Origin of the sequence: Serratia ureilytica, assembly GCF_017309605.1 — a bacterium.
In the GTDB taxonomy this organism is placed as follows: domain Bacteria; phylum Pseudomonadota; class Gammaproteobacteria; order Enterobacterales; family Enterobacteriaceae; genus Serratia; species Serratia ureilytica.
Genome location: NZ_CP071320.1, coordinates 477,384 through 496,615, shown reverse-complemented (window position 1 = coordinate 496,615; position 19,232 = coordinate 477,384). Strand labels below are relative to the sequence as shown.

Here is a 19,232-nt window from a genome sequence, read left to right as displayed (position 1 = left end):
TTTCACTCTTGATTGGAGGATAACTTGTCAGACGGCGCCGTCAGCGACGTCTGGAATCGGTTGTGCTGCAGCACCGGCATCTGCGCACGAATATTTTTCAGGCTTGCGGCGTCCACGCGCACCTTCAGTGCCGCCACGGCGTCCGGGTTCTCGGCCAGTACCTTGCCCCAGCCGTCGACGGCCAGCGTGTGGCCCCAGGTGCGACGGGTCGGCCCGTGGCGCCCCACCTGCGCCGGCGCCAGGATCATGCACTGGTTCTCGATCGCTCGGGCGCGCAGCAGGATTTCCCAATGCGCCTCGCCGGTTACCCGCGTAAAGGCCGCCGGCACCGAAATCAGTTCGGCGCCCTGCGCCCGCAGCGCCTGGAACAGCGCGGGGAAGCGCAGATCGTAGCATATGGTCATGCCCAAACGCCCGACCGGCGTATCCACCACCGTCAGGTGCTGCCCATGCTGGTAGGTATCCGACTCGCGGTAATGGCCGTGCGCGTCGTTGATGTCCACATCGAACATGTGCAGCTTGTCGTAGCGGGCGCGGATCTCGCCCTGCTCGTCGAACAACAGGCTGCTGGTGGTGATAAGCTCCGGGTTCTCACGGCTGACGAGCGGCATCGAGCCCACCAGCAACCACACGCCATAGCGGCGCGCCAGTTCGCGCACCGCATTCTGCAGCGGGCCATCGCCCTGTTTTTCCGCCTGTTGGCGGTAGGCTGCGGAGTTGGCGAACAGCAGCGCGTTCTCCGGCGTCATGACCAGTTTTACCCCGGCATTGAGCTGCTTAATCTGCTGTTCAATCTGGGCCAGGTTATCGCGCACCTGATCGCCACTGCACAACTGCAACAACGCAACGTTAGCATTCCTCATGACGCCTTATCCTCCTTTGACTTACGCTGTACCTCATTGATCTTCGGCTGGTCGAGATCGCCGCCGATATGGTAGCGAATCAGCGAAATCTTGCTCCACAGCGGCCCCAGCACCTGCGAGGCGGCGAACACCGCCGCGCCGACGATCGGGTTAACGACAAACGCCGTGGCCACGCCGACGGTCGCTGAAATCGCCGGCGCCACCACCGCTTCCATATCGATGCGGCGGCGCGCCAAATCGATCTGGCCGCTCATAGCAATATCCGCCGCCAAGCCATCGATCAATAGATTATCAGTATGCATTATGCCATCTTTCAGCCAGGCGGTACTGCGGATGGAATCAAAGTAGAAGCCTTTGCCGAAGGTATCGCTGAAGTCGAACTGCAGCTTGCGCAGCAAAGCGTCGAAGCTGACCAGCCGCAGCAGCTGACCGGCGCGGCCGCCGCCCATGCTGTCGATCTCGCCCTTGCCCATTTTGACCTGCAACGCGCCGCTCAGCGTATCGACCCGCGGCTGCCACGGCGTGCCATGCCAGTACAGATCGAAATCCACGTCGTAAGGCGCTCCCTTGAGCGGAATGGTGATGCCAAAGAAGGCGGCGGTTTCATCAATCTTGCCGCCGAGCAGCTTGCCTTTCAGCGAGCTGCGCTCTTCCTGCGCGTTTTGTTTCCACAGGCCGGTGGCGGTCATGCGCCCTTGGCCGGTATCGACCAGGCCGTGATCCAGCGTCAGAGTATCGCCCCGATTAGTCAGATCCGCCTCGACCTTGCCGAGGTTCTGCCCCAGTACCCAGCACGACTTGCAGCGCAACATCAGCGAAGGCCAGTCGCGGAAGGAAACTTTTTCGGTCGACGGCGGCGGCGTGCCCGCCGCGCTTTTCGTCTCTGCGAACTGCGGGTTGTAATACAGATAATTGATATCGGCGCGCCACGGCCCGCGATCGGCCACCCGCAGGCTGCCGTCCACTTCGTCGCTCTTGGCGCTCACGAGGGTAGCGCCAAGCTGTTTCTCGGCCGACAGCGTCAGCTTATGCCAGGCCTGGCCGCCCAACAGCAACTGCGGCGTGGTCAGCGCCACGGTGGTGGGGAAGCTGAAACCGCCCACCTGGCCGCTGCCGCCGCCCTGTTTCAGCGCCGGCGCGAGCAGCGCCAGCCACTGCTCACCGTCCAACGCCGGCAGATTCAGCGTCATCGACTTGCCGGCCGGCAGCGGCGGCGTGCCGCCCCCGTTGGTTTGCCAGGCGGCGCGCGCCAGATTCACCTGTTTTTTATCGAAGTTCCATTCACTGTTGAAACGGTTCTGTTTGCCCGCGCTACCGGTCAACATGAAGCCGTTCAAACCGCCTTTGACCTTGACGTTCACCGGCAGCGCCTCTCCTGGCGCCTTGTCCAGCGGCGAAGGTAAGTGACTGCTCACTTTCTTCAAATCCGCGTCGAGACCGATATCGTAGCTGGCCGAACCTTGGTGCGGCAGCGTGATGGCCACCTGGCTCTGCCAGGGCGCGCTGCCGCTGAGCGCATCGGCGGCCTCTTTCGGCAGGCCGGGGAACTTGCCCGGCTGCCAGTCTCCTTTCAGACCAACGTTGACCTTGTAGTCACGCTCGCCTTCCTGCGTAGTGAAGTTGACCGCCACCGGTTGCCCGAACCAGTTGGCCGACAGGGTGTCGCTCTCCAGATTGCCGTTGTTGAAACGGAATTTGCCGCTGAGCTTCTGCAGCTCGCTTTCCAGCGGTTTTATCAGCAACGAATTATTGTTCAGCGCCACTTCACCGGTGGCTTTGACCTGCTCGCCGTCCAGCGGGATATCCAGATGTAAGCGCCCACTGACATCGCCGCCAATTTGCAGCTGCTCCAGTGCCGCCCCCAGCGAATCGTGCAACGGCGTCTGCATAAAGTAGTCATGCACATCGCTGCCCGCGCCTGCGACTTCGGCGTCGATCAGCAATCGCTCTTTCAGGTAATCCGGGATCACCGCGCTGATATTTTTACCCGCCACCTTGCCCAACCGGGTTTGCGGCGCATGCATCCACAGCCCCTCGTTGGCGAAATCGAGATCGATCGCCAAATCGGTCAGCGCCGGCCAGCCCGGTTGGAACTGGAAGGTGGCATGGCGCAGCGGTACGAAGACTTCGAACTGCCCTTCGTTTTTGCGATACGGGAAGTGCTGCGGATCGCCGGAATAAATCAGCGTGGCGTTATCCACCTGGCCGCCCTGAATGGCGCCGCTCAGGTAGTCCACCAGATGCTTGCCCATCAACGGTTCCGGGAAATAGCGCCAGGCGTCGGCGCCGTCATACAGGCGGATGCCCGCCAGGATGTTCAGCCACGGATCGCCCTTGGCCGGCTGCTGATAACGGAAATCGCCGTTGACCCACAGCGACTTCGCCTTGACGTCCAGCCCCTGGCTCGCCAGTTCCCAGCCCTGATCGTTGTAACGCCAGGTCAGCGCGCCACGCGCGCGGCTGACTTCAAGCGGCGCTCGGAACATGTCGCCGTAAGGCAGGGTGCTGTCGGTAAGCCCCAGCGTCAGGCGGCCGTTCTCCACCCCGCCGCTCAACGCCCCGGAGAAGTGGTTAACGCCCGGCAGCAGTTCCCAACGCTGCCAGCTGACATCGCGCCACAGCGCCTGGAAACGGCTCTTTTCCGGCTGCTTGAGCGGAATGTCCAGCGCCAGCGCTTCCAATTGCCCCTGCGGCTGCAGATCGTTCCAGCGGTCGAGCACGTCCGGGCTGAGGAACGAGAAGGTCGGCAACAGCGCCGACAGACGCTCCAGCTGAATATCAGTCGCGCGCACACGCAGTTCTTCATTCTGCGCCGGCCCCATGAATTCGGTGTTTTCCGGCAGCCACAGCGCGGAAAGCCCGCCCTGCGGCCAGGCCTGGCCGTCGGTGCTCAAACGCAGTTGCGGCACGTCGAGCTGCCAACCGGTGCCCTGGCGGCGCAGCGACAGCGCCAGATTATCCACGTCCAGCCGGTGCTGCGCGGCGCCGGTGTCCCAGTTGGCCGCCCCCTGCTTGAGCAACGCATTGCCGCCGGCGATCTGGCCGTTCTGCACCTGCAGCCAGGCCGCCAGGCTGAAGTCGGCGCTTTCCAGCCCGGTGTTGGCGCGCAGCCAGCGGGTAAACCAGGGTTTCATGTCGATGTTATCGGCCTGCAGGTAGACCGTGCCGGTATCCAGCAGGCCCTGATTATCGCGCAGGTCCATGCGCAGCTGCACCACGCCGTGTTGGCCGTTCAGCGTAGACAGACTGATCTGCCCCTCGGCGCGGTGGCGATCGCGGCCGTTGAGCCAGGTCAGCTGGGGAATGTCAAATTCGGCGCGCGCGCCGGCGGGCGTCAGGAACGAGATACGGCTGTCGCGCAAATCGAAATGATCGAGCTGGCGCAGCATCAGATCGCTGATCTTGCCCGGCTCAAGGCCTTCGCCCTGCTGGTCGCCGCCCAGCGTGGCGTTCAAGTCGAGGCGGAATTGGTAGAAGGTCAGATCGCGGAACTGCCAGCGCCAGTGCAGCAGCGACTGCCACACGTCCAACGCCAGCGTCACGCGCTCGATATGCACATCGCTTTTGGGCAGCGTAGCGCTCAGGTTGCGCATTTCAAGCTGCGGGCCGAACGTTTCCCAGCTGCCCTGCACGAAATCCATCCGCACGGGCACGCCGGACAGCTTCTCCACCTGCGCCAGCAGTTGCGGGCGGTAGTCGTTCAGCTTCGGCAGCATCAGGCGCAGCCAGCTGATCAGCAGCGCCACAATCACAATTAGGGTGGCGCCTGTTGCTAACAGAATCCCAGGCAGTCGCCTCACGCAGTTCTCCTTGCTCCGCTGCCTGGCAACGGGAATATCTATGCACTGACGGGCCCGGCGTGCCGGGCCCCTACCGATGTCGGGCGGGCTACATCATGACGACGTCGAACTGCTCCTGGCTGTACAACGGTTCGATCTGCACCTTCACCTGTTTGCCGACGAAAATCTCCACTTCGGCCAGCGCGTGCGACTCTTCGCTCTTCAGCGCTTCGCCGACCGCCGCGGAGGCGTACACCAGGAAGCGATCGGAATCGTAGGCGTGATGCACGCGCACAATTTCGCGCAGGATCTCGTAGCACACGGTTTCCACCGTTTTCACGGTGCCGCGCCCATTGCAAGTAGGACAATCGTGACAGAGCACATGTTCAATGCTTTCACGCGTTCGTTTACGCGTCATTTCAACTAAGCCTAGCTGAGAGAAGCCGTTGATCGTGGTTTTTACCCGATCTTTACTCAACGCCTGCTCCAGCGAGTGCAGCACCCGGCGGCGATGCTCTTCGTTGTTCATATCGATGAAGTCGATAATGATGATGCCGCCCAGGTTGCGCAGCCGCAGCTGGCGGGCAATGGCTTGCGTCGCCTCGATGTTGGTATTGAAGATGGTTTCATCGAGGTTGCGGTGGCCGACGAAGGCGCCGGTGTTGATGTCGACGGTGGTCATCGCCTCGGTCTGATCGATGATCAGATAACCGCCGGACTTCAGCTCCACCTTGCGCTCCAGCGCGCGCTGGATCTCGTTTTCCACATCGTACAGATCGAAAATCGGTTGGCTGCCGGTATACAGCTCCAGCTTGCGGGTGATGTCCGGGATATACTCGCCGGTAAACTCCACCAGCAGATCGTGCGTCAACCGCGAATCGACGCGAATGCGATCCAGCGCCGCGCCGGCGAAGTCGCGCAGGATGCGCTGCGCCAGCGCCAGCTCGCCGTACAGCTTGTATTTGGTCTGGTTGCGCTTCTTGCGCTCCATCACCTTGGTCCACAGGCGTTTGAGGAACGCAGCGTCCTGCGCCAGCTCCTCCTCGCCGATGCCCTCCGCCGCGGTGCGGATGATAAAACCGCCCAGCTCGTCGCAGTGCGGCGCAACGATGGACTTCAGGCGTTCGCGCTCGGCTTCGCTTTCAATGCGCTGCGACACGCCGACGTGCGCCGCGCCCGGCATGAAGACCAGATAGCGCGAAGGCAGCGTAATGTCGGTAGTCAGACGCGCACCCTTGGTGCCGAGCGGATCTTTCACCACCTGCACCATCAGGTCTTGCCCCTGGCGCACCAGCTCGGCGATGTCGCGCACGTGGAAGTTTTTCCGCTCGTCGCCGGCGACGCATTCGGTATGCGGCATGATGTCGGAGGCGTGCAGGAAGGCGGCCTTGTCCAGGCCGATGTCGACGAACGCCGCCTGCATCCCCGGCAGGACGCGGCTGACGCGCCCTTTATAGATATTGCCGACGATGCCGCGTTTGGATTCGCGTTCGATATGAATCTCTTGCAGAATGCCGCCATCGATATAGGCGACCCGCGTTTCAGACGGTGTGATATTAACCAGTAGCTCAGCTGTCATGCCTTCTCCTCAGAGCCGGTCGATAATGGCAGCGCCCATCAACCGGTTCTTACATCACGTAATGCGACAAAATTACTGAGCAGCTCATGTGTTTCGACCAGTGGCAGACCGACCACCGCGTGATAACTCCCGGTTATCGTTCTGACGAAACAACCACCCTTTCCTTGAATGCCGTAGGCGCCCGCTTTATCCATCGGTTCGCCCGTAGCAATATAGTCGCGGATATCCTGTTGCGACAGGCTGCGGAACGTCACGTCGGTCACCACCAGCTGGCAACGCACGTCTTGGCGATCGGCGATCGCCACCGCCGTCATCACCTGATGCTGTTTGCCCGACAGGGCCGCCAGCATCTGTGCCGCATGGGCTTCGTCGCGCGGCTTCTCCAGCACCCGGCCGTTGAGCACCACGATGGTGTCGGCGCCCAGCACCGGCCGATCTTCCTGCGCCAGCGCCACGCCCGCTTTGGCCTTGTCCTGCGCCAGGCGGCGCACATAGGCTTCTGCGGCTTCGCCTTCCCGGCGCTGCTCTTCGGTATGCGTCAACAGGATGTCGAACGATACGCCCAGCAGGGTCAGCAGTTCACGTCGACGTGGGGAGCCGGAGGCCAGATAAAGCGAAGTCATTGAGATACCCTTACTGTACGGCGAACTGACGGCGGATTTTGCGCATCAACAGGAATAACCACGGCCACAAAATGCCGTTTACCACACTACTCCAGAACACCTCTGGGCGGAAAGAGACGTTGATCACTAAAAACTCAACCCAGAACACCACCACGTCCATCGACAGCGACAGCAGCACGACGATCAGCGCCTGTTGCCACAGCGCCATATTGCGGAACAGTTGGAATTTGAACGCCACCAGGTAGGCGATGATGCCCAGCGCCAGCGCGCGCACGCCCAGCGTGGAGCCGAGGATCAGATCCATGATCAACCCCAGCACGAAACCGGTGCCGACGTTGACGCGGTGCGGCAAGGCCATCACCCAGTAAATGAGGATCAGCACCAGCCACGAAGGCCGGAACATGTAGATCTGTTCCGGCCACGGCATGATTTGCAGCACCAACGCCACCAGGAACGACAGCCAGATGATCCAGCGCCCGTGGCTGCGGTAACTGTTCATTGCACCACTCCCGCCGCGGCAGGCTGGGCTGGAGGCTGGGCAGACGCCGGAGCGACGGTTTGCGGCGCCACGCCGGTGGCCGGCGCCGGCAGCTGCGGCCCGACCGAACCGGCAGGCGGCAACACCTGCGGCATCATCTGCATCAGGCGCTCATTGGCCACGCGGTGAACTTCGTCCGGCGGCAACGGCATGTCGCCGTTGCGATCGGCGCCCCACAGCAGCAGCAGGTAGCGCAAGCGCTGCAGACCGGCGGTCGGCCGTGCCTGAATCACAGTGTAAGCGCGTTGATTGTCGACCTTGACCGAAGAGACTACCGCCACCGGATACCCTTCCGGGAAACGGCCGCCGAGGCCGGAGGTCACCAGCACGTCGCCAACGCGGATATCGGTATTGTTCGGCAGGTGTTCCAGCTGCAGATCGTCGGCGCAGCCGCTGCCTGCGGCGATCACCCGAATATCGTTGCGCAGCACCTGAATCGGCAACGCGTGCGAGGCATCGCAGATCAGCAGCACGCGGCTGGTCACCTTCGCCACCGCCACGACCTGGCCAACTACGCCCTTGTCACTGATCACCGGCTGGCCTTCATAGACGCCGTTGTCCGACCCTTTGTCGATAACGACCTGGTCGCTGTACGGATCGGAACCGGTGGAGATCACCTGGGTGACCATCTTGTGTTCGTCCTGGCGCAGCGGGGAACCCAGCAGCTCGCGCAAGCGGGCGTTTTCCTGCTTGAATTGGCCAAGAAGAAGAATATCGCTGTTTTTCAGCAGCAGTTCCTGCCGCAGAGCTCGGTTTTCCAGCTCCAGCTGTTGGCGGGTGGCCAGCGTTTCCGACACGCTGTCCAAAACTTTACGCGGCCCGTTGGCCAGAAAATAGAAAGGGCTGACTGCGGTGTCCATGTAGTTACGTATCTTCACGAACGTGCCGAGCCGGCTGTCGGCAACGATCAGGCCAATGGCCGCGATCACCGCCAAAAAAAGTCGCAGTTGCAGGGAAGGCCCCCTGCTAAAAATCGGCTTCATAAATTATGCGAGTTCCTCGACAACAGAAAGAGGAACCGTACCCGATTTTCGCTGTGCGCATTCATCCGATACGATTCCTCCTTCCAGGGGCTGACTATTCTTCGCTGAACAAATCGCCGCCGTGCATGTCGATCATTTCCAACGCCTTGCCGCCGCCGCGCGCCACGCAGGTCAGCGGATCTTCCGCCACCACGACCGGGATGCCGGTTTCTTCCATCAGCAGGCGATCGAGGTTGCGCAGCAACGCGCCGCCGCCGGTCAAGACCATGCCGCGTTCGGAAATGTCGGAGGCCAATTCTGGCGGGCACTGCTCCAGCGCAACCATCACCGCGCTGACGATGCCGGTCAGCGGCTCTTGCAGGGCTTCGAGGATTTCATTGGAGTTCAGGGTAAAGCCGCGCGGTACGCCTTCAGCCAGGTTACGGCCGCGCACTTCGATTTCGCGCACTTCGTCGCCCGGATAGGCAGAACCGATTTCGTGCTTGATGCGCTCTGCGGTGGCTTCGCCGATCAGCGAGCCATAGTTGCGGCGCACATAATTGATGATGGCTTCATCGAAACGGTCACCGCCGATGCGCACGGAAGAGGAGTACACCACGCCGTTCAGCGAGATCACCGCCACTTCAGTGGTACCACCACCGATATCCACCACCATGGAGCCGGTCGCTTCGGAAACCGGCAAGCCTGCACCGATCGCCGCCGCCATCGGCTCTTCAATCAGGAACACTTCACGCGCGCCGGCCCCTTGGGCAGACTCGCGGATAGCGCGGCGTTCAACCTGGGTTGCGCCGACCGGCACACAGACCAGCACGCGCGGGCTTGGGCGCATAAAGCTGTTGCTGTGAACCTGTTTGATAAAGTGCTGCAGCATTTTTTCGGTCACGAAGAAGTCGGCGATCACGCCGTCTTTCATCGGGCGAATAGCCGCGATGTTGCCGGGGGTGCGGCCCAGCATCTGTTTGGCGTCATGACCGACGGCCGCTACGCTCTTTGGGGAGCCGGCACGATCCTGGCGAATGGCAACCACCGAAGGTTCATTCAGTACGATGCCTTGCCCTTTAACATAAATCAGGGTATTGGCGGTACCCAAGTCGATGGACAAGTCGTTGGAAAACATGCCACGAAATTTCTTAAACATAACGAAAGGATAATCCTGCAAGCTGGGGGCGGAAAATAAAATCCGCCTACTTTACCAACCACACGAAGCAGCGACAAGGCGCAAAAACGTTCTACTTCGGTGAAAAATAGTCTGTATTGTTTCTGCTCGAATGCACGGAAATTGGATGAGGCCTGAATTCCCTGAACAAAGGCTCAGTTTACCACCCTGTCAACGCACGAAACGGCGTAACACAGCTCATAAAATCTAACATATTCCCTGATTGCCGCCGGTGGTAAGCACCTACCAACGTCAACCAGATAAAGGCAGACAAGAGCCTATCTCAAATAGGCGTTGTTGTCGCAGGCAGTTTGGAAAAAACCCCAAAAAGACGGTAACGAGGCCCAGATGGATCCGGTCCTCATTCTACGTCAATTTTTGTCCGTCAATCAGCTTAAACACGATAACGACGTGAATATTTTTTACGCCCCATGTCGATCGGTTCCGGCGACGCGAAAAAGTCGCCCTGCCCGCCATGGATCCCACGCTCTTTCAGCGTCTGCCATTCGTTGCGCGTACGTACGCTGGCAGCGAACACCTGAGCGCGCGTGCCCGCGCAGGCGCCGGTCAGACTCTGCACGAACAGTTGGTTTTCGTCCCGCTTATCGATACTCCGCACCAACCCCGGGTGGAGCTTGACGATCTCCACCTGCAACGACTTGATATAGGACGTGCTGACCACGGTTAACCCCGCTTTGGACACCGCCAGGCGGCAACCCAGCCCTGACAGCAACCTCAGCACCGGACGCAAACGGTCGATATGTTGACACACATCTGCCTCCGCAAGTTCAATCAGAATTCGTCGACGCTGACTTTTTTCGCACTGCAACAGCGTATCCCGCAGCCAGCGTTGGAAAGAGCGCTGCAAAATCGAGTCCACGCACAGCGGGAACGCCAGCGTTTCTTCAGGCCACTGCGCCAGCAACGGGATGATGCGGCTCACCTGTTGGCGATCGTAACTCTCCGCCAACCCCAATTGCTCCACCAGCGGCATATATTCCGCCGGCAGCAATTCCTGGGCGCCGTCATAAATTCGGCTCATGATCTCACGGTGGTGCACCTCGCCTTCCACGGTCACCGCCGGTTTCTGATACAGCCGCGGGCCGCCGCGCGCCAGCACCTGTTCCAGCAGCGTGCGCCACTTGACGCTGCCGCGCCCCTTTTCCGGCACCTGGCTGTCGTACACGTACCAACCGTTTTCGCCCTGCAGCGTAGCGTGCCGCGTCGCCTGCTCCGCGTAATCGATCACCTGCTCCGTGGTCTGGCCGCTGCGGTACGCCACGATGCCGATGTGCAGGAAAGCCTCACGGTCGATCATCGCCGTGGAAGGCAAGGCATCGATGGCGTTGACCAGCTGTGAGGCGATGCCGTCGGCCTCCTTCAGCGTGCGATGCGGCAGCAAGACGGTAAAATCGCTGTGAAAATAGCGCGCCAGCAGCGCCGACGGATAGCGCATCACGAAGGTAGACAGCAGATTGACCAGCGAATACATCAGCTCCTGCACCGCTACGCTGCCGTGCGTGTCGCGCAGGGTCTCGAAATCGGGCAGCCGCACCATCATCACGATGCCGTGCGAGCCTTCCTCTTCCAGCTGAGTGGTCAATTGGTTATCGAAGAACAGGCGATTGTTCAGCCCGGTTTTGGCGTCCTGCGCGGCGAAGGCGCGGATCAGCGTATCGACCCGGCTGCGCTCCTCCCGGGCTTCCGCCAGATCGGCCAGCAGGCGGTCGAGCGCCCCGCTGACGTTGGCCGGCCATTCGCGCACGTCGCCCTGCATGACGTTTTCGCGCTCGCCGTTCAGAATGCGCCGCGCGCGGCGCTCCAGACGATCCTCGCCGTCGGCCTGTTCACGCAGCCAGCGCAGGCTGAACAGCAAAATCACCACCATAACGACGATCGACAGCGTGACGGCGGCCGTGGATTGCAACGTGCGCACATCGCTGGCGAAGGGATCGAGGTAGGTGATTTGCAGCGTACTGCCCGGGTGCTGCAACAGCGGGCGCGAGACCTGACGATAGCCGTTCAGCGCATCCCAGGGCTCTTTTTTCGCCGTCGGCAATTTATAGTCGAGGAGCTTGCTGGCGCCGGCCTCTACGCGGATCGACACAATGCCGAGCGGGCGCATGACAATCGGCAACCATTTCTCCTGATCGCGCGGCGACTCGCGCAACATGGCTTGATCGAGAGACGTGACCAGCGAATCAAAGCGACGCTCCTGGCGATCCTGGGTAACGTAAAAGAAGCTGTATGAGCATCCCATCAGCATCAAAAACATCGCCAGCGCGACCAACAGAGTGATCAATGCAGAGAGTTTGGTGGTAAATCGCATCCCTGTGCCTTGTCCGCTATGGTTAAGTGAGTGTTCACCCTTTAGCTAAAAGGGGCCGTCCAACCCTAACAAGCCTTGCTGAGGAATTAAACCTGCAAGCGCCGTTTTTGTCCTTTATCAGGACTTGGGCCGCTTATTATGCATATAGTCAAATAAATGTGATTCAGCCATTGATAGAAAAGTGTAAACGAGAGGAAGAGTGACATGCGTGCACTGTTATTGGAACAACAAGACGACCAAACTCTGGCTCATATCAAAGATATCGGCAGCGATCGGTTGCCGGAAGGCGATGTTACCGTCGACATCAACTGGTCCAGCCTGAACTACAAGGATGCGCTGGCGATCACCGGGAAAGGCAAGATCGTGCGTCATTTCCCGATGGTGCCGGGCATCGACTTCGCCGGCACCGTGCGCCACAGCGGTGACGCTCGCTTTAAAGAGGGGCAAAGCGTGGTGCTCACCGGCTGGGGCGTGGGTGAACACCACTGGGGCGGCCTGGCCGAGCAGGCTCGCGTCTCCGGCGAGTGGCTGGTGCCGCTGCCGAACGGCCTGGATGAGCGCAAGGCGATGATCATCGGCACCGCCGGCTTTACCGCCATGCTGTGCGTGATGGCGCTGGAGGAAGGCGGGGTACACCCGGACGACGGCGATATCCTGGTTACCGGCGCCAGCGGCGGCGTGGGCAGCACCGCCATCGCCCTGCTGGCGGCGCTGGGGTACCGGGTGACCGCCATCAGCGGCCGCGACAGCAATACCGACTACCTGAAAGCGCTCGGCGCCAAAGAGGTGATGTCGCGCGATGGCTATATCGACACGCCGCGTCCGCTGGAGAAACAGCTGTGGGCCGGCGCGGTGGACACCGTCGGCGACAAACTGCTGGCCCGGGTGCTGGCGCAGATGAACTATAACGGCACCGTCGCCGCCTGCGGCCTGGCCGGCGGTTATCAGTTGCCGACCACCGTGATGCCGTTCATTCTGCGCAATGTGCGCCTGCAAGGGGTGGATTCGGTGCATACGCCGCTGCATCGCCGCCAAACCGCCTGGGAACGGCTGGCCGGCATCCTGCCGGACAGTTTCTATCAGCAGGCCACGCACGAAATCACCCTCGAACAGGCGCCGGCCACCGCCGCCGCGCTGCTGAACAACCAAATCACCGGCCGCACTCTGGTGAAAATCCGCTGACGGACTCCCCCCGGCGACGGGGGGCTCACCGGCGTCTGCGAAATTTCATATTTTCCCGCGTCCCCTCGCTTCCGGCCGGCTTTAGCGCCATGCTTATTTCATGGAGCCCCGTTAACCGCTCGCGGGCGGCGGGCATCAGTCGCAGAGAACATAAGCATGAACAAACACCCCAAATTGACCGAGGCCGACGTCACGCCGGAGAGCGTATTCCACCAGCGGCGCAAAGTGCTGCAGGCGCTCGGCATCACCGCCGCCACGCTGGCGCTGCCTACCGGCGCACAGGCGGACCTGCTGTCGTGGTTCAAAGGCAACGATCGTCCCAAGGCGCCGCCGGGCAAAGCGCTGGAATTCAGCAAACCGGCCGCCTGGCAGGCGCAGCTGGCGATGACGCCGGAAGACAAGGTCACCGGCTACAACAACTTCTATGAGTTCGGCCTCGACAAGGCCGATCCGGCCGCCAACGCCGGCGGGCTGAAGACCGAAGGCTGGAAAGTGCGCATCGACGGCGAAGTGGCGAAGCCGATAACGCTGGATATCGACGATCTGATGAAGCGTTTCCCGCTGGAGCAGCGCATTTATCGCATGCGCTGCGTCGAGGCCTGGTCGATGGTGGTGCCGTGGATCGGTTTCGAGCTGGGCAAGCTTCTCAAGCTGGCCGAGCCGAACGGCAACGCGCGCTACGTGGCCTTCCAGACGCTGTACGATCCGGAACAGATGCCCGGCCAGAAAGATCGCTTTATCGGCGGCGGCCTGAAATATCCCTACGTCGAAGGGCTGCGGCTGGACGAGGCGATGCATCCGCTGGCGCTGCTGACCGTCGGCGTGTACGGCAAAACCCTGCCGCCGCAAAACGGCGCGCCGCTGCGGTTGATTACGCCGTGGAAATACGGCTTCAAAGGCATCAAGTCGATCGTGCATATCCGTTTGGTGCGCGATCAGCCGCCGACCACCTGGAACCAATCTGCGCCGAACGAGTACGGTTTTTACGCCAACGTGAATCCGCACGTCGATCATCCGCGCTGGTCGCAGGCCACCGAGCGTTTCATCGGCGCCGGCGGCATACTCGACGTCAAACGCCAACCGACTCTGCTGTTTAACGGCTATGCCGATCAGGTGGCGTCGCTGTATCACGGCATGGACCTGCGGGAGAATTTCTAAGTGCGCCTGACGCCTGTTCATATCAAATGGCTGAAAGCCGCCCTGCATCTGGTGGCGTTTTTGCCCTTTCTCTGGCTGGTGTTGGCGGTGGATCAGGGCTGGTTCAGCGCCGATCCGTCCAAGGACATTCAGCATTTTACCGGCAGAATGACGCTGAAACTGCTGCTGGCCACGCTGGCTATCGCCCCGCTGGCGCGCTACGCCCGGCAGCCGCTGCTAATCCGCTGCCGCCGCCTGGTCGGGCTGTGGTGCTTTGCCTGGGGCACGTTGCACCTGATAAGCTACTCTACGCTGGAACTGGGGCTGAGCAATCTCGGCCTGCTGGGCAGCGAGCTGGTGAACCGCCCGTATCTGACGCTCGGCATCCTCACCTGGTTGATCCTGCTGGCGCTGGCGGCCACCTCGACGCTGTGGGCGATGCGCAAACTGGGCGCCAAATGGCAAACGTTGCACAACTTCGTCTATCTGGCGGCGATCCTCGCGCCCATCCACTATCTGTGGTCGGTCAAAACGTTTTCACCCCAGCCGTTCATTTACGCGCTGTTGGCGGTGGCGCTGTTAGGCCTGCGTTACAAGAAATTCCGCGCCTGGTGGCGCTGAATCGCGCGGCGGCGCGTGGGATTGCCGCTGAAAAACGCGCGCCGCCGGCGGGAACTTTTTTTGTGTTCCAGCGCTCATATTCCTGTCACGGCTCCCCGAGTTCGTCGATTTGGGGTTGAATATCTTCGCTGATAAGACCAGTATTTAGCTGCGAATTGCTACGATATCGTTATAATGCCCGACCTTGTTTCTGTTCTCAGGGTGAATTTGCCCCTTAACAGGTGACAAATCGGTAACATCGGGTTATTTTCTACGATGATGGTTTTATTGCCGGAGATACCAGCACAATGGCGGATAAGTTTCACATTTTGCTTCTGAACGGCCCCAATCTCAATCTGCTGGGGACGCGTGAGCCGGAGAAGTACGGCAGCACGACGCTGACAGAGATTGTTAACGGATTGGAAAACCAGGCATCCGCATTGGATATTACCCTGAGCCATCTGCAGTCCAACGCCGAGCATCAGCTGATCGATCGCATCCATCAGGCGCGCGGCAATACCGATTTCATTCTGATAAATCCGGCGGCGTTCACGCATACCAGCGTGGCGCTGCGCGATGCGTTGCTGGCGGTGCAGATCCCGTTCATCGAGATCCACCTGTCCAACGTGCACGCCCGCGAACCTTTCCGCCATCACTCTTATCTCTCAGACGTAGCGGTAGGCGTGATTTGCGGCCTCGGCGCGGATGGCTACGCTTTCGCTTTACAGGCAGCGGTTAACCGTCTGTCGAAAACCCACTAATTGCTCCACAAAAAGAGTACGGAATCACACTCATGGATATTCGTAAAATCAAGAAACTGATCGAACTGGTTGAAGAATCAGGCATTTCTGAACTGGAAATCTCTGAAGGCGAAGAATCGGTTCGCATCAGCCGTGCCGCACCGGCGCAGGCTTATCCCGTCATGCAGCAGGCCTACGCGATGCCGGCACAGCAGCAGCCAGCCCTGGCTAACGCCGTTGCCACCGCGCCTGCGGCAGAAACCCCTGCAGCACCGGCGGCCGTGAGTGGCCACGTCGTTCGTTCCCCAATGGTAGGCACCTTCTACCGCACCCCAAGCCCGGACGCGAAAGCCTTCGTGGAAGTGGGCCAGAAAGTGAACGCCGGCGATACCCTGTGCATCGTTGAAGCCATGAAAATGATGAACCAGATCGAAGCGGACAAGTCCGGCGTCGTGAAAGCCATCCTGGTGGAAAACGGCCAGCCGGTCGAATATGACGAGCCGCTGGTCGTCATCGAATAACGAGGCGCCCCCATGCTTGATAAAATTGTTATCGCCAACCGCGGCGAGATCGCGCTTCGCATCCTGCGTGCCTGTAAAGAACTGGGCATCAAGACCGTTGCGGTTCACTCCGCGGCCGACCGCGATCTGAAACACGTTCTGCTGGCCGACGAGACCGTCTGCATCGGTCCTGCGCCATCGGTAAAAAGCTATCTGAACATCCCGGCCATCATCTCGGCGGCGGAAATCACCGGCGCAGTGGCGATCCACCCGGGCTACGGCTTCCTGTCCGAGAACGCCGACTTCGCCGAGCAGGTTGAACGCTCCGGTTTCATCTTTATCGGCCCGAAAGCCGAAACCATCCGCCTGATGGGCGACAAGGTTTCCGCGATCAACGCCATGAAAAAAGCCGGCGTGCCCTGCGTACCGGGCTCCGACGGCCCGCTGACCGATGACATGGATAAAAACCGTGCCTTCGCCAAGCGCATCGGTTATCCGGTGATCATCAAGGCCTCCGGCGGCGGCGGCGGCCGCGGCATGCGCGTCGTGCGCAGCGACAAAGACCTTGAGCAGTCCATCAACATGACGAAAGCGGAAGCCAAAGCGGCTTTCAACAACGACATGGTGTACATGGAAAAATACCTGGAGAATCCGCGTCACATCGAGATTCAGGTATTGGCCGACGGCCAGGGCAACGCCATCTATCTGGCCGAGCGCGACTGCTCCATGCAGCGTCGCCACCAGAAAGTGGTCGAAGAAGCGCCGGCGCCGGGCATCACCAGCGAAATGCGCCGCTATATCGGCGAGCGCTGCTCGAAAGCCTGTGTGGAAATCGGCTATCGCGGTGCGGGCACCTTCGAGTTCCTGTATGAAAACGGCGAGTTCTATTTCATCGAAATGAACACCCGTATTCAGGTAGAGCACCCGGTTACCGAAATGATCACCGGCGTGGACCTGATCAAAGAGCAGCTGCGCATCGCTGCTGGTCAGCCGCTGTCGATCAAACAGGAAGAAGTGAAGATCCACGGCCATGCGGTAGAATGCCGTATCAACGCCGAAGATCCGAACACCTTCCTGCCGAGCCCGGGCAAGATCACCCGCTTCCACGCGCCAGGCGGTTTCGGCGTGCGTTGGGAATCTCATATCTACGCCGGTTATACCGTACCGCCGTACTATGACTCCATGATCGGCAAACTGATCACCTACGGCGAAAACCGTGACGTGGCGATTGCCCGCATGAAAAACGCCCTGGCTGAACTGATCATCGACGGCATCAAAACCAACGTTGAGCTGCAGCAGAAGATCATGAACGACGAAAACTTCCAGCACGGTGGCACCAACATCCACTATCTGGAGAAGAAGCTGGGTCTGCAGGAAACCTAAGCAGGCACGCAGCATCGTCTGACGAAAGGCCGGTTAATCACCGGCCTTTTTCTTTGGCGCTGACGCCAGTAACGGCTTGGCAAAACGCCGTCATGCCGTAAAATTCCCTACCTTTGATGAATCCATCACCGTAAACCTATGGGAGACACGGATGGACAAACGCTTTATTCAGGCGCACCGCGAAGCGCGCTGGGCGCTGGGGCTGACGCTGCTCTACCTGCTGGCCTGGGGGCTGGCGGCCTACCTGCCGGACAGCGCCATCGGCGTCACCGGTCTGCCGCACTGGTTCGAAATGGCCTGCCTGCTGGTGCCGCTGCTGTTCATCGGCCTGTGCTGGCTGATGGTGCGCACGGTGTTCCGCGACATTTCGCTGGAGGACAGCGATGCAAACTGAAGTGATCCTGCCGCTGGTCGCCTACCTGTTGCTGGTGTTCGGCCTGTCGGTGTATGCCTATCGCCGCCGTCAGAACGGAAATTTCCTCAGCGAATACTTCCTCGGCAACCGCTCGATGGGCGGCTTTGTGCTGGCGATGACCCTGACCGCCACCTACATCAGCGCCAGTTCGTTTATCGGCGGGCCCGGCGCCGCCTACAAATACGGCCTGGGCTGGGTACTGCTGGCGATGATCCAACTGCCGGCGGTGTGGCTGTCGCTCGGCGTGCTGGGCAAGAAATTCGCCATCCTGGCGCGGCGCTACAACGCCATTACCCTCAATGACATGCTGTATGGCCGCTACCAAAGCCGCCTGTTGGTGTGGCTGGCCAGCCTCAGCCTGCTGGTGGCGTTCCTCGGCGCCATGACGGTGCAGTTCATCGGCGGCGCCCGCCTGTTGGAGACCGCCGCCGGCATTCCTTATGACACCGGCCTGCTGATCTTCGGCATCAGCATCGCGCTGTACACTGCCTTCGGCGGCTTCCGCGCCAGCGTGTTGAACGACGCCATGCAGGGGCTGGTGATGCTGCTTGGCACCGTGCTGCTGCTGGTGGCAGTGATCCATGCCGCCGGCGGACTGGACAGCGCAGTAAGCAAACTGCAGCAGATCGATCCGGCGCTGGTGTCGCCGCAGGGCGGCGATCAGATCCTCAGCCTGCCGTTTATGGCGTCATTCTGGATCCTGGTGTGCTTTGGGGTGATCGGCCTGCCCCACACCGCCGTGCGCTGCATCTCCTACAAGGACAGCAAGGCGGTGCATCGCGGCATTCTGCTCGGCACCGTAGTGGTGGCGGTGCTGATGTTCGGCATGCACCTGGCCGGCGCGCTCGGCCGCGCGGTATTGCCCGATCTCAAGATCCCCGATCAGGTGATCCCAACGCTGATGATCACCGTGCTGCCGCCGTACGCCGCCGGGATCTTTTTGGCGGCGCCGATGGCGGCGATCATGTCGACCATCAACGCCCAACTGCTGCAATCCTCCGCCACCATCATCAAGGATCTCTACCTGGGCGTGCGGCCGCAGCAGATCCACAACGAGCGATTGATCAAGCGCTTCTCCAGCCTGACCACGCTGATCCTCGGTCTGCTGGTGCTGCTGGCGGCCTGGCGGCCGCCTGAGATGATCATCTGGCTCAATCTGCTGGCTTTCGGCGGGCTGGAGGCGGTCTTCCTGTGGCCGCTGGTGCTGGGCCTGTATTGGGAACGCGCCAATGCACAGGGAGCGCTTAGCTCAATGGTGTCGGGTGCGGTATGCTATACGCTATTGGCCAGCTTCAACCTGCAACCGGCGGGGCTGCACCCTATCGTGCCTTCGCTGTTGCTCAGCCTGTTGGCGTTTTATCTCGGTAACGTCGTCGGCGAAAAGCGCCGGGCGGCGTCATCATTACCCTCTTGAAGAGAATTGCT

16 protein-coding genes are annotated in these 19,232 nt (G+C 60.8%); 8 read left to right on the top strand and 8 right to left on the bottom strand.

The window, feature by feature from the left end:
* Nucleotides 1–2: 2 nt before the first annotated feature.
* The 8 genes from nit1 to csrD all read right to left on the bottom strand — a co-directional run bounded on the left by nit1 (nt 3) and on the right by csrD (nt 11,850).
* Nucleotides 3–863, bottom strand: coding sequence for a deaminated glutathione amidase (gene nit1 / locus J0X03_RS02265; protein ID WP_033644455.1), 861 nt, complete (start codon nt 861–863; stop codon nt 3–5).
* Nucleotides 860–4,663 (bottom strand): AsmA2 domain-containing protein YhdP, encoded by a 3,804-nt coding sequence (yhdP, locus tag J0X03_RS02260; protein WP_160204650.1) that lies wholly within the window; start codon nt 4,661–4,663, stop codon nt 860–862. The genes nit1 and yhdP overlap by 4 nt, the downstream gene beginning before the upstream one ends.
* 88 nt (nt 4,664–4,751) lie before the next feature.
* The gene (rng, locus tag J0X03_RS02255; RefSeq protein WP_019453170.1) at nt 4,752–6,221 is read right to left on the bottom strand and encodes a ribonuclease G; all 1,470 of its coding nucleotides are present in this window, start codon (nt 6,219–6,221) and stop codon (nt 4,752–4,754) included.
* A gap of 38 nt (nt 6,222–6,259) precedes the next feature.
* Entirely contained in the window at nt 6,260–6,844 is a 585-nt protein-coding gene (locus J0X03_RS02250) for a Maf family protein (protein WP_033644452.1), read from the bottom strand.
* Nucleotides 6,845–6,854: 10 nt separating this feature from the next.
* A complete protein-coding gene (gene mreD / locus J0X03_RS02245) occupies nt 6,855–7,343 on the bottom strand; it encodes a rod shape-determining protein MreD (RefSeq protein WP_160204651.1) in 489 nt (162 codons plus the stop codon).
* The gene (gene mreC, locus J0X03_RS02240; protein ID WP_033644451.1) at nt 7,340–8,365 is read right to left on the bottom strand and encodes a rod shape-determining protein MreC; all 1,026 of its coding nucleotides are present in this window, start codon (nt 8,363–8,365) and stop codon (nt 7,340–7,342) included. Before mreC ends, mreD begins: the two co-directional genes overlap by 4 nt.
* Before the next feature lie 94 nt (nt 8,366–8,459).
* The gene (mreB, locus tag J0X03_RS02235; protein ID WP_003855260.1) at nt 8,460–9,503 is read right to left on the bottom strand and encodes a rod shape-determining protein MreB; all 1,044 of its coding nucleotides are present in this window, start codon (nt 9,501–9,503) and stop codon (nt 8,460–8,462) included.
* A 412-nt stretch (nt 9,504–9,915) separates the two neighbouring features.
* Nucleotides 9,916–11,850 (bottom strand): RNase E specificity factor CsrD, encoded by a 1,935-nt coding sequence (gene csrD, locus J0X03_RS02230; protein WP_096242628.1) that lies wholly within the window; start codon nt 11,848–11,850, stop codon nt 9,916–9,918.
* 204 nt (nt 11,851–12,054) lie between these two features.
* Here csrD and acuI point away from each other — a divergent pair, with 204 nt between their 5' ends.
* From acuI to panF, 8 genes are all read left to right on the top strand, one after another.
* Complete coding sequence (acuI, locus tag J0X03_RS02225; RefSeq protein WP_033644448.1) at nt 12,055–13,032, top strand: acrylyl-CoA reductase (NADPH); 978 nt, start codon at nt 12,055–12,057, stop codon at nt 13,030–13,032.
* A 156-nt stretch (nt 13,033–13,188) separates the two neighbouring features.
* On the top strand, nt 13,189–14,190 hold the full coding sequence (gene msrP, locus J0X03_RS02220; protein WP_033651234.1) for a protein-methionine-sulfoxide reductase catalytic subunit MsrP: 1,002 nt from the start codon (nt 13,189–13,191) through the stop codon (nt 14,188–14,190).
* Entirely contained in the window at nt 14,191–14,790 is a 600-nt protein-coding gene (gene msrQ / locus J0X03_RS02215; protein WP_089197499.1) for a protein-methionine-sulfoxide reductase heme-binding subunit MsrQ, read from the top strand.
* Nucleotides 14,791–15,077: 287 nt separating this feature from the next.
* Nucleotides 15,078–15,530 carry a type II 3-dehydroquinate dehydratase gene (gene aroQ / locus J0X03_RS02210; protein ID WP_004936891.1) on the top strand — a complete coding sequence of 151 codons (453 nt, stop codon included), beginning with the start codon at nt 15,078–15,080 and terminating at the stop codon, nt 15,528–15,530.
* Between the two features lie 32 nt (nt 15,531–15,562).
* Nucleotides 15,563–16,030, top strand: coding sequence for an acetyl-CoA carboxylase biotin carboxyl carrier protein (gene accB, locus J0X03_RS02205; RefSeq protein WP_033636178.1), 468 nt, complete (start codon nt 15,563–15,565; stop codon nt 16,028–16,030).
* Nucleotides 16,031–16,042: 12 nt separating this feature from the next.
* Nucleotides 16,043–17,392: an acetyl-CoA carboxylase biotin carboxylase subunit gene (accC, locus tag J0X03_RS02200; protein ID WP_033651233.1), complete on the top strand. Its 1,350-nt coding sequence runs from the start codon at nt 16,043–16,045 to the stop codon at nt 17,390–17,392.
* A gap of 151 nt (nt 17,393–17,543) precedes the next feature.
* Entirely contained in the window at nt 17,544–17,786 is a 243-nt protein-coding gene (locus J0X03_RS02195; RefSeq protein ID WP_033644445.1) for a YhdT family protein, read from the top strand.
* Complete coding sequence (panF, locus tag J0X03_RS02190) at nt 17,776–19,221, top strand: sodium/pantothenate symporter (protein ID WP_004936863.1); 1,446 nt, start codon at nt 17,776–17,778, stop codon at nt 19,219–19,221. The genes J0X03_RS02195 and panF overlap by 11 nt, the downstream gene beginning before the upstream one ends.
* Nucleotides 19,222–19,232: the final 11 nt, after the last annotated feature.

Bases quoted from the DNA above. Each gene is read 5' to 3' on its own strand.
- acuI (WP_033644448.1), top strand. From the start codon at position 12,055: ATGCGTGCACTGTTATTGGAACAACAAGACGACCAAACTCTGGCTCAT.
- panF (WP_004936863.1), top strand. From the start codon at position 17,776: ATGCAAACTGAAGTGATCCTGCCGCTGGTCGCCTACCTGTTGCTGGTG.
- msrP (WP_033651234.1), top strand. From the start codon at position 13,189: ATGAACAAACACCCCAAATTGACCGAGGCCGACGTCACGCCGGAGAGC.
- csrD (WP_096242628.1), bottom strand. From the start codon at position 11,850: ATGCGATTTACCACCAAACTCTCTGCATTGATCACTCTGTTGGTCGCG.
- J0X03_RS02195 (WP_033644445.1), top strand. From the start codon at position 17,544: ATGGACAAACGCTTTATTCAGGCGCACCGCGAAGCGCGCTGGGCGCTG.
- aroQ (WP_004936891.1), top strand. From the start codon at position 15,078: ATGGCGGATAAGTTTCACATTTTGCTTCTGAACGGCCCCAATCTCAAT.
- rng (WP_019453170.1), bottom strand. From the start codon at position 6,221: ATGACAGCTGAGCTACTGGTTAATATCACACCGTCTGAAACGCGGGTC.
- mreD (WP_160204651.1), bottom strand. From the start codon at position 7,343: ATGAACAGTTACCGCAGCCACGGGCGCTGGATCATCTGGCTGTCGTTC.
- mreC (WP_033644451.1), bottom strand. From the start codon at position 8,365: ATGAAGCCGATTTTTAGCAGGGGGCCTTCCCTGCAACTGCGACTTTTT.
- J0X03_RS02250 (WP_033644452.1), bottom strand. From the start codon at position 6,844: ATGACTTCGCTTTATCTGGCCTCCGGCTCCCCACGTCGACGTGAACTG.
- mreB (WP_003855260.1), bottom strand. From the start codon at position 9,503: ATGTTTAAGAAATTTCGTGGCATGTTTTCCAACGACTTGTCCATCGAC.
- accB (WP_033636178.1), top strand. From the start codon at position 15,563: ATGGATATTCGTAAAATCAAGAAACTGATCGAACTGGTTGAAGAATCA.
- nit1 (WP_033644455.1), bottom strand. From the start codon at position 863: ATGAGGAATGCTAACGTTGCGTTGTTGCAGTTGTGCAGTGGCGATCAG.
- accC (WP_033651233.1), top strand. From the start codon at position 16,043: ATGCTTGATAAAATTGTTATCGCCAACCGCGGCGAGATCGCGCTTCGC.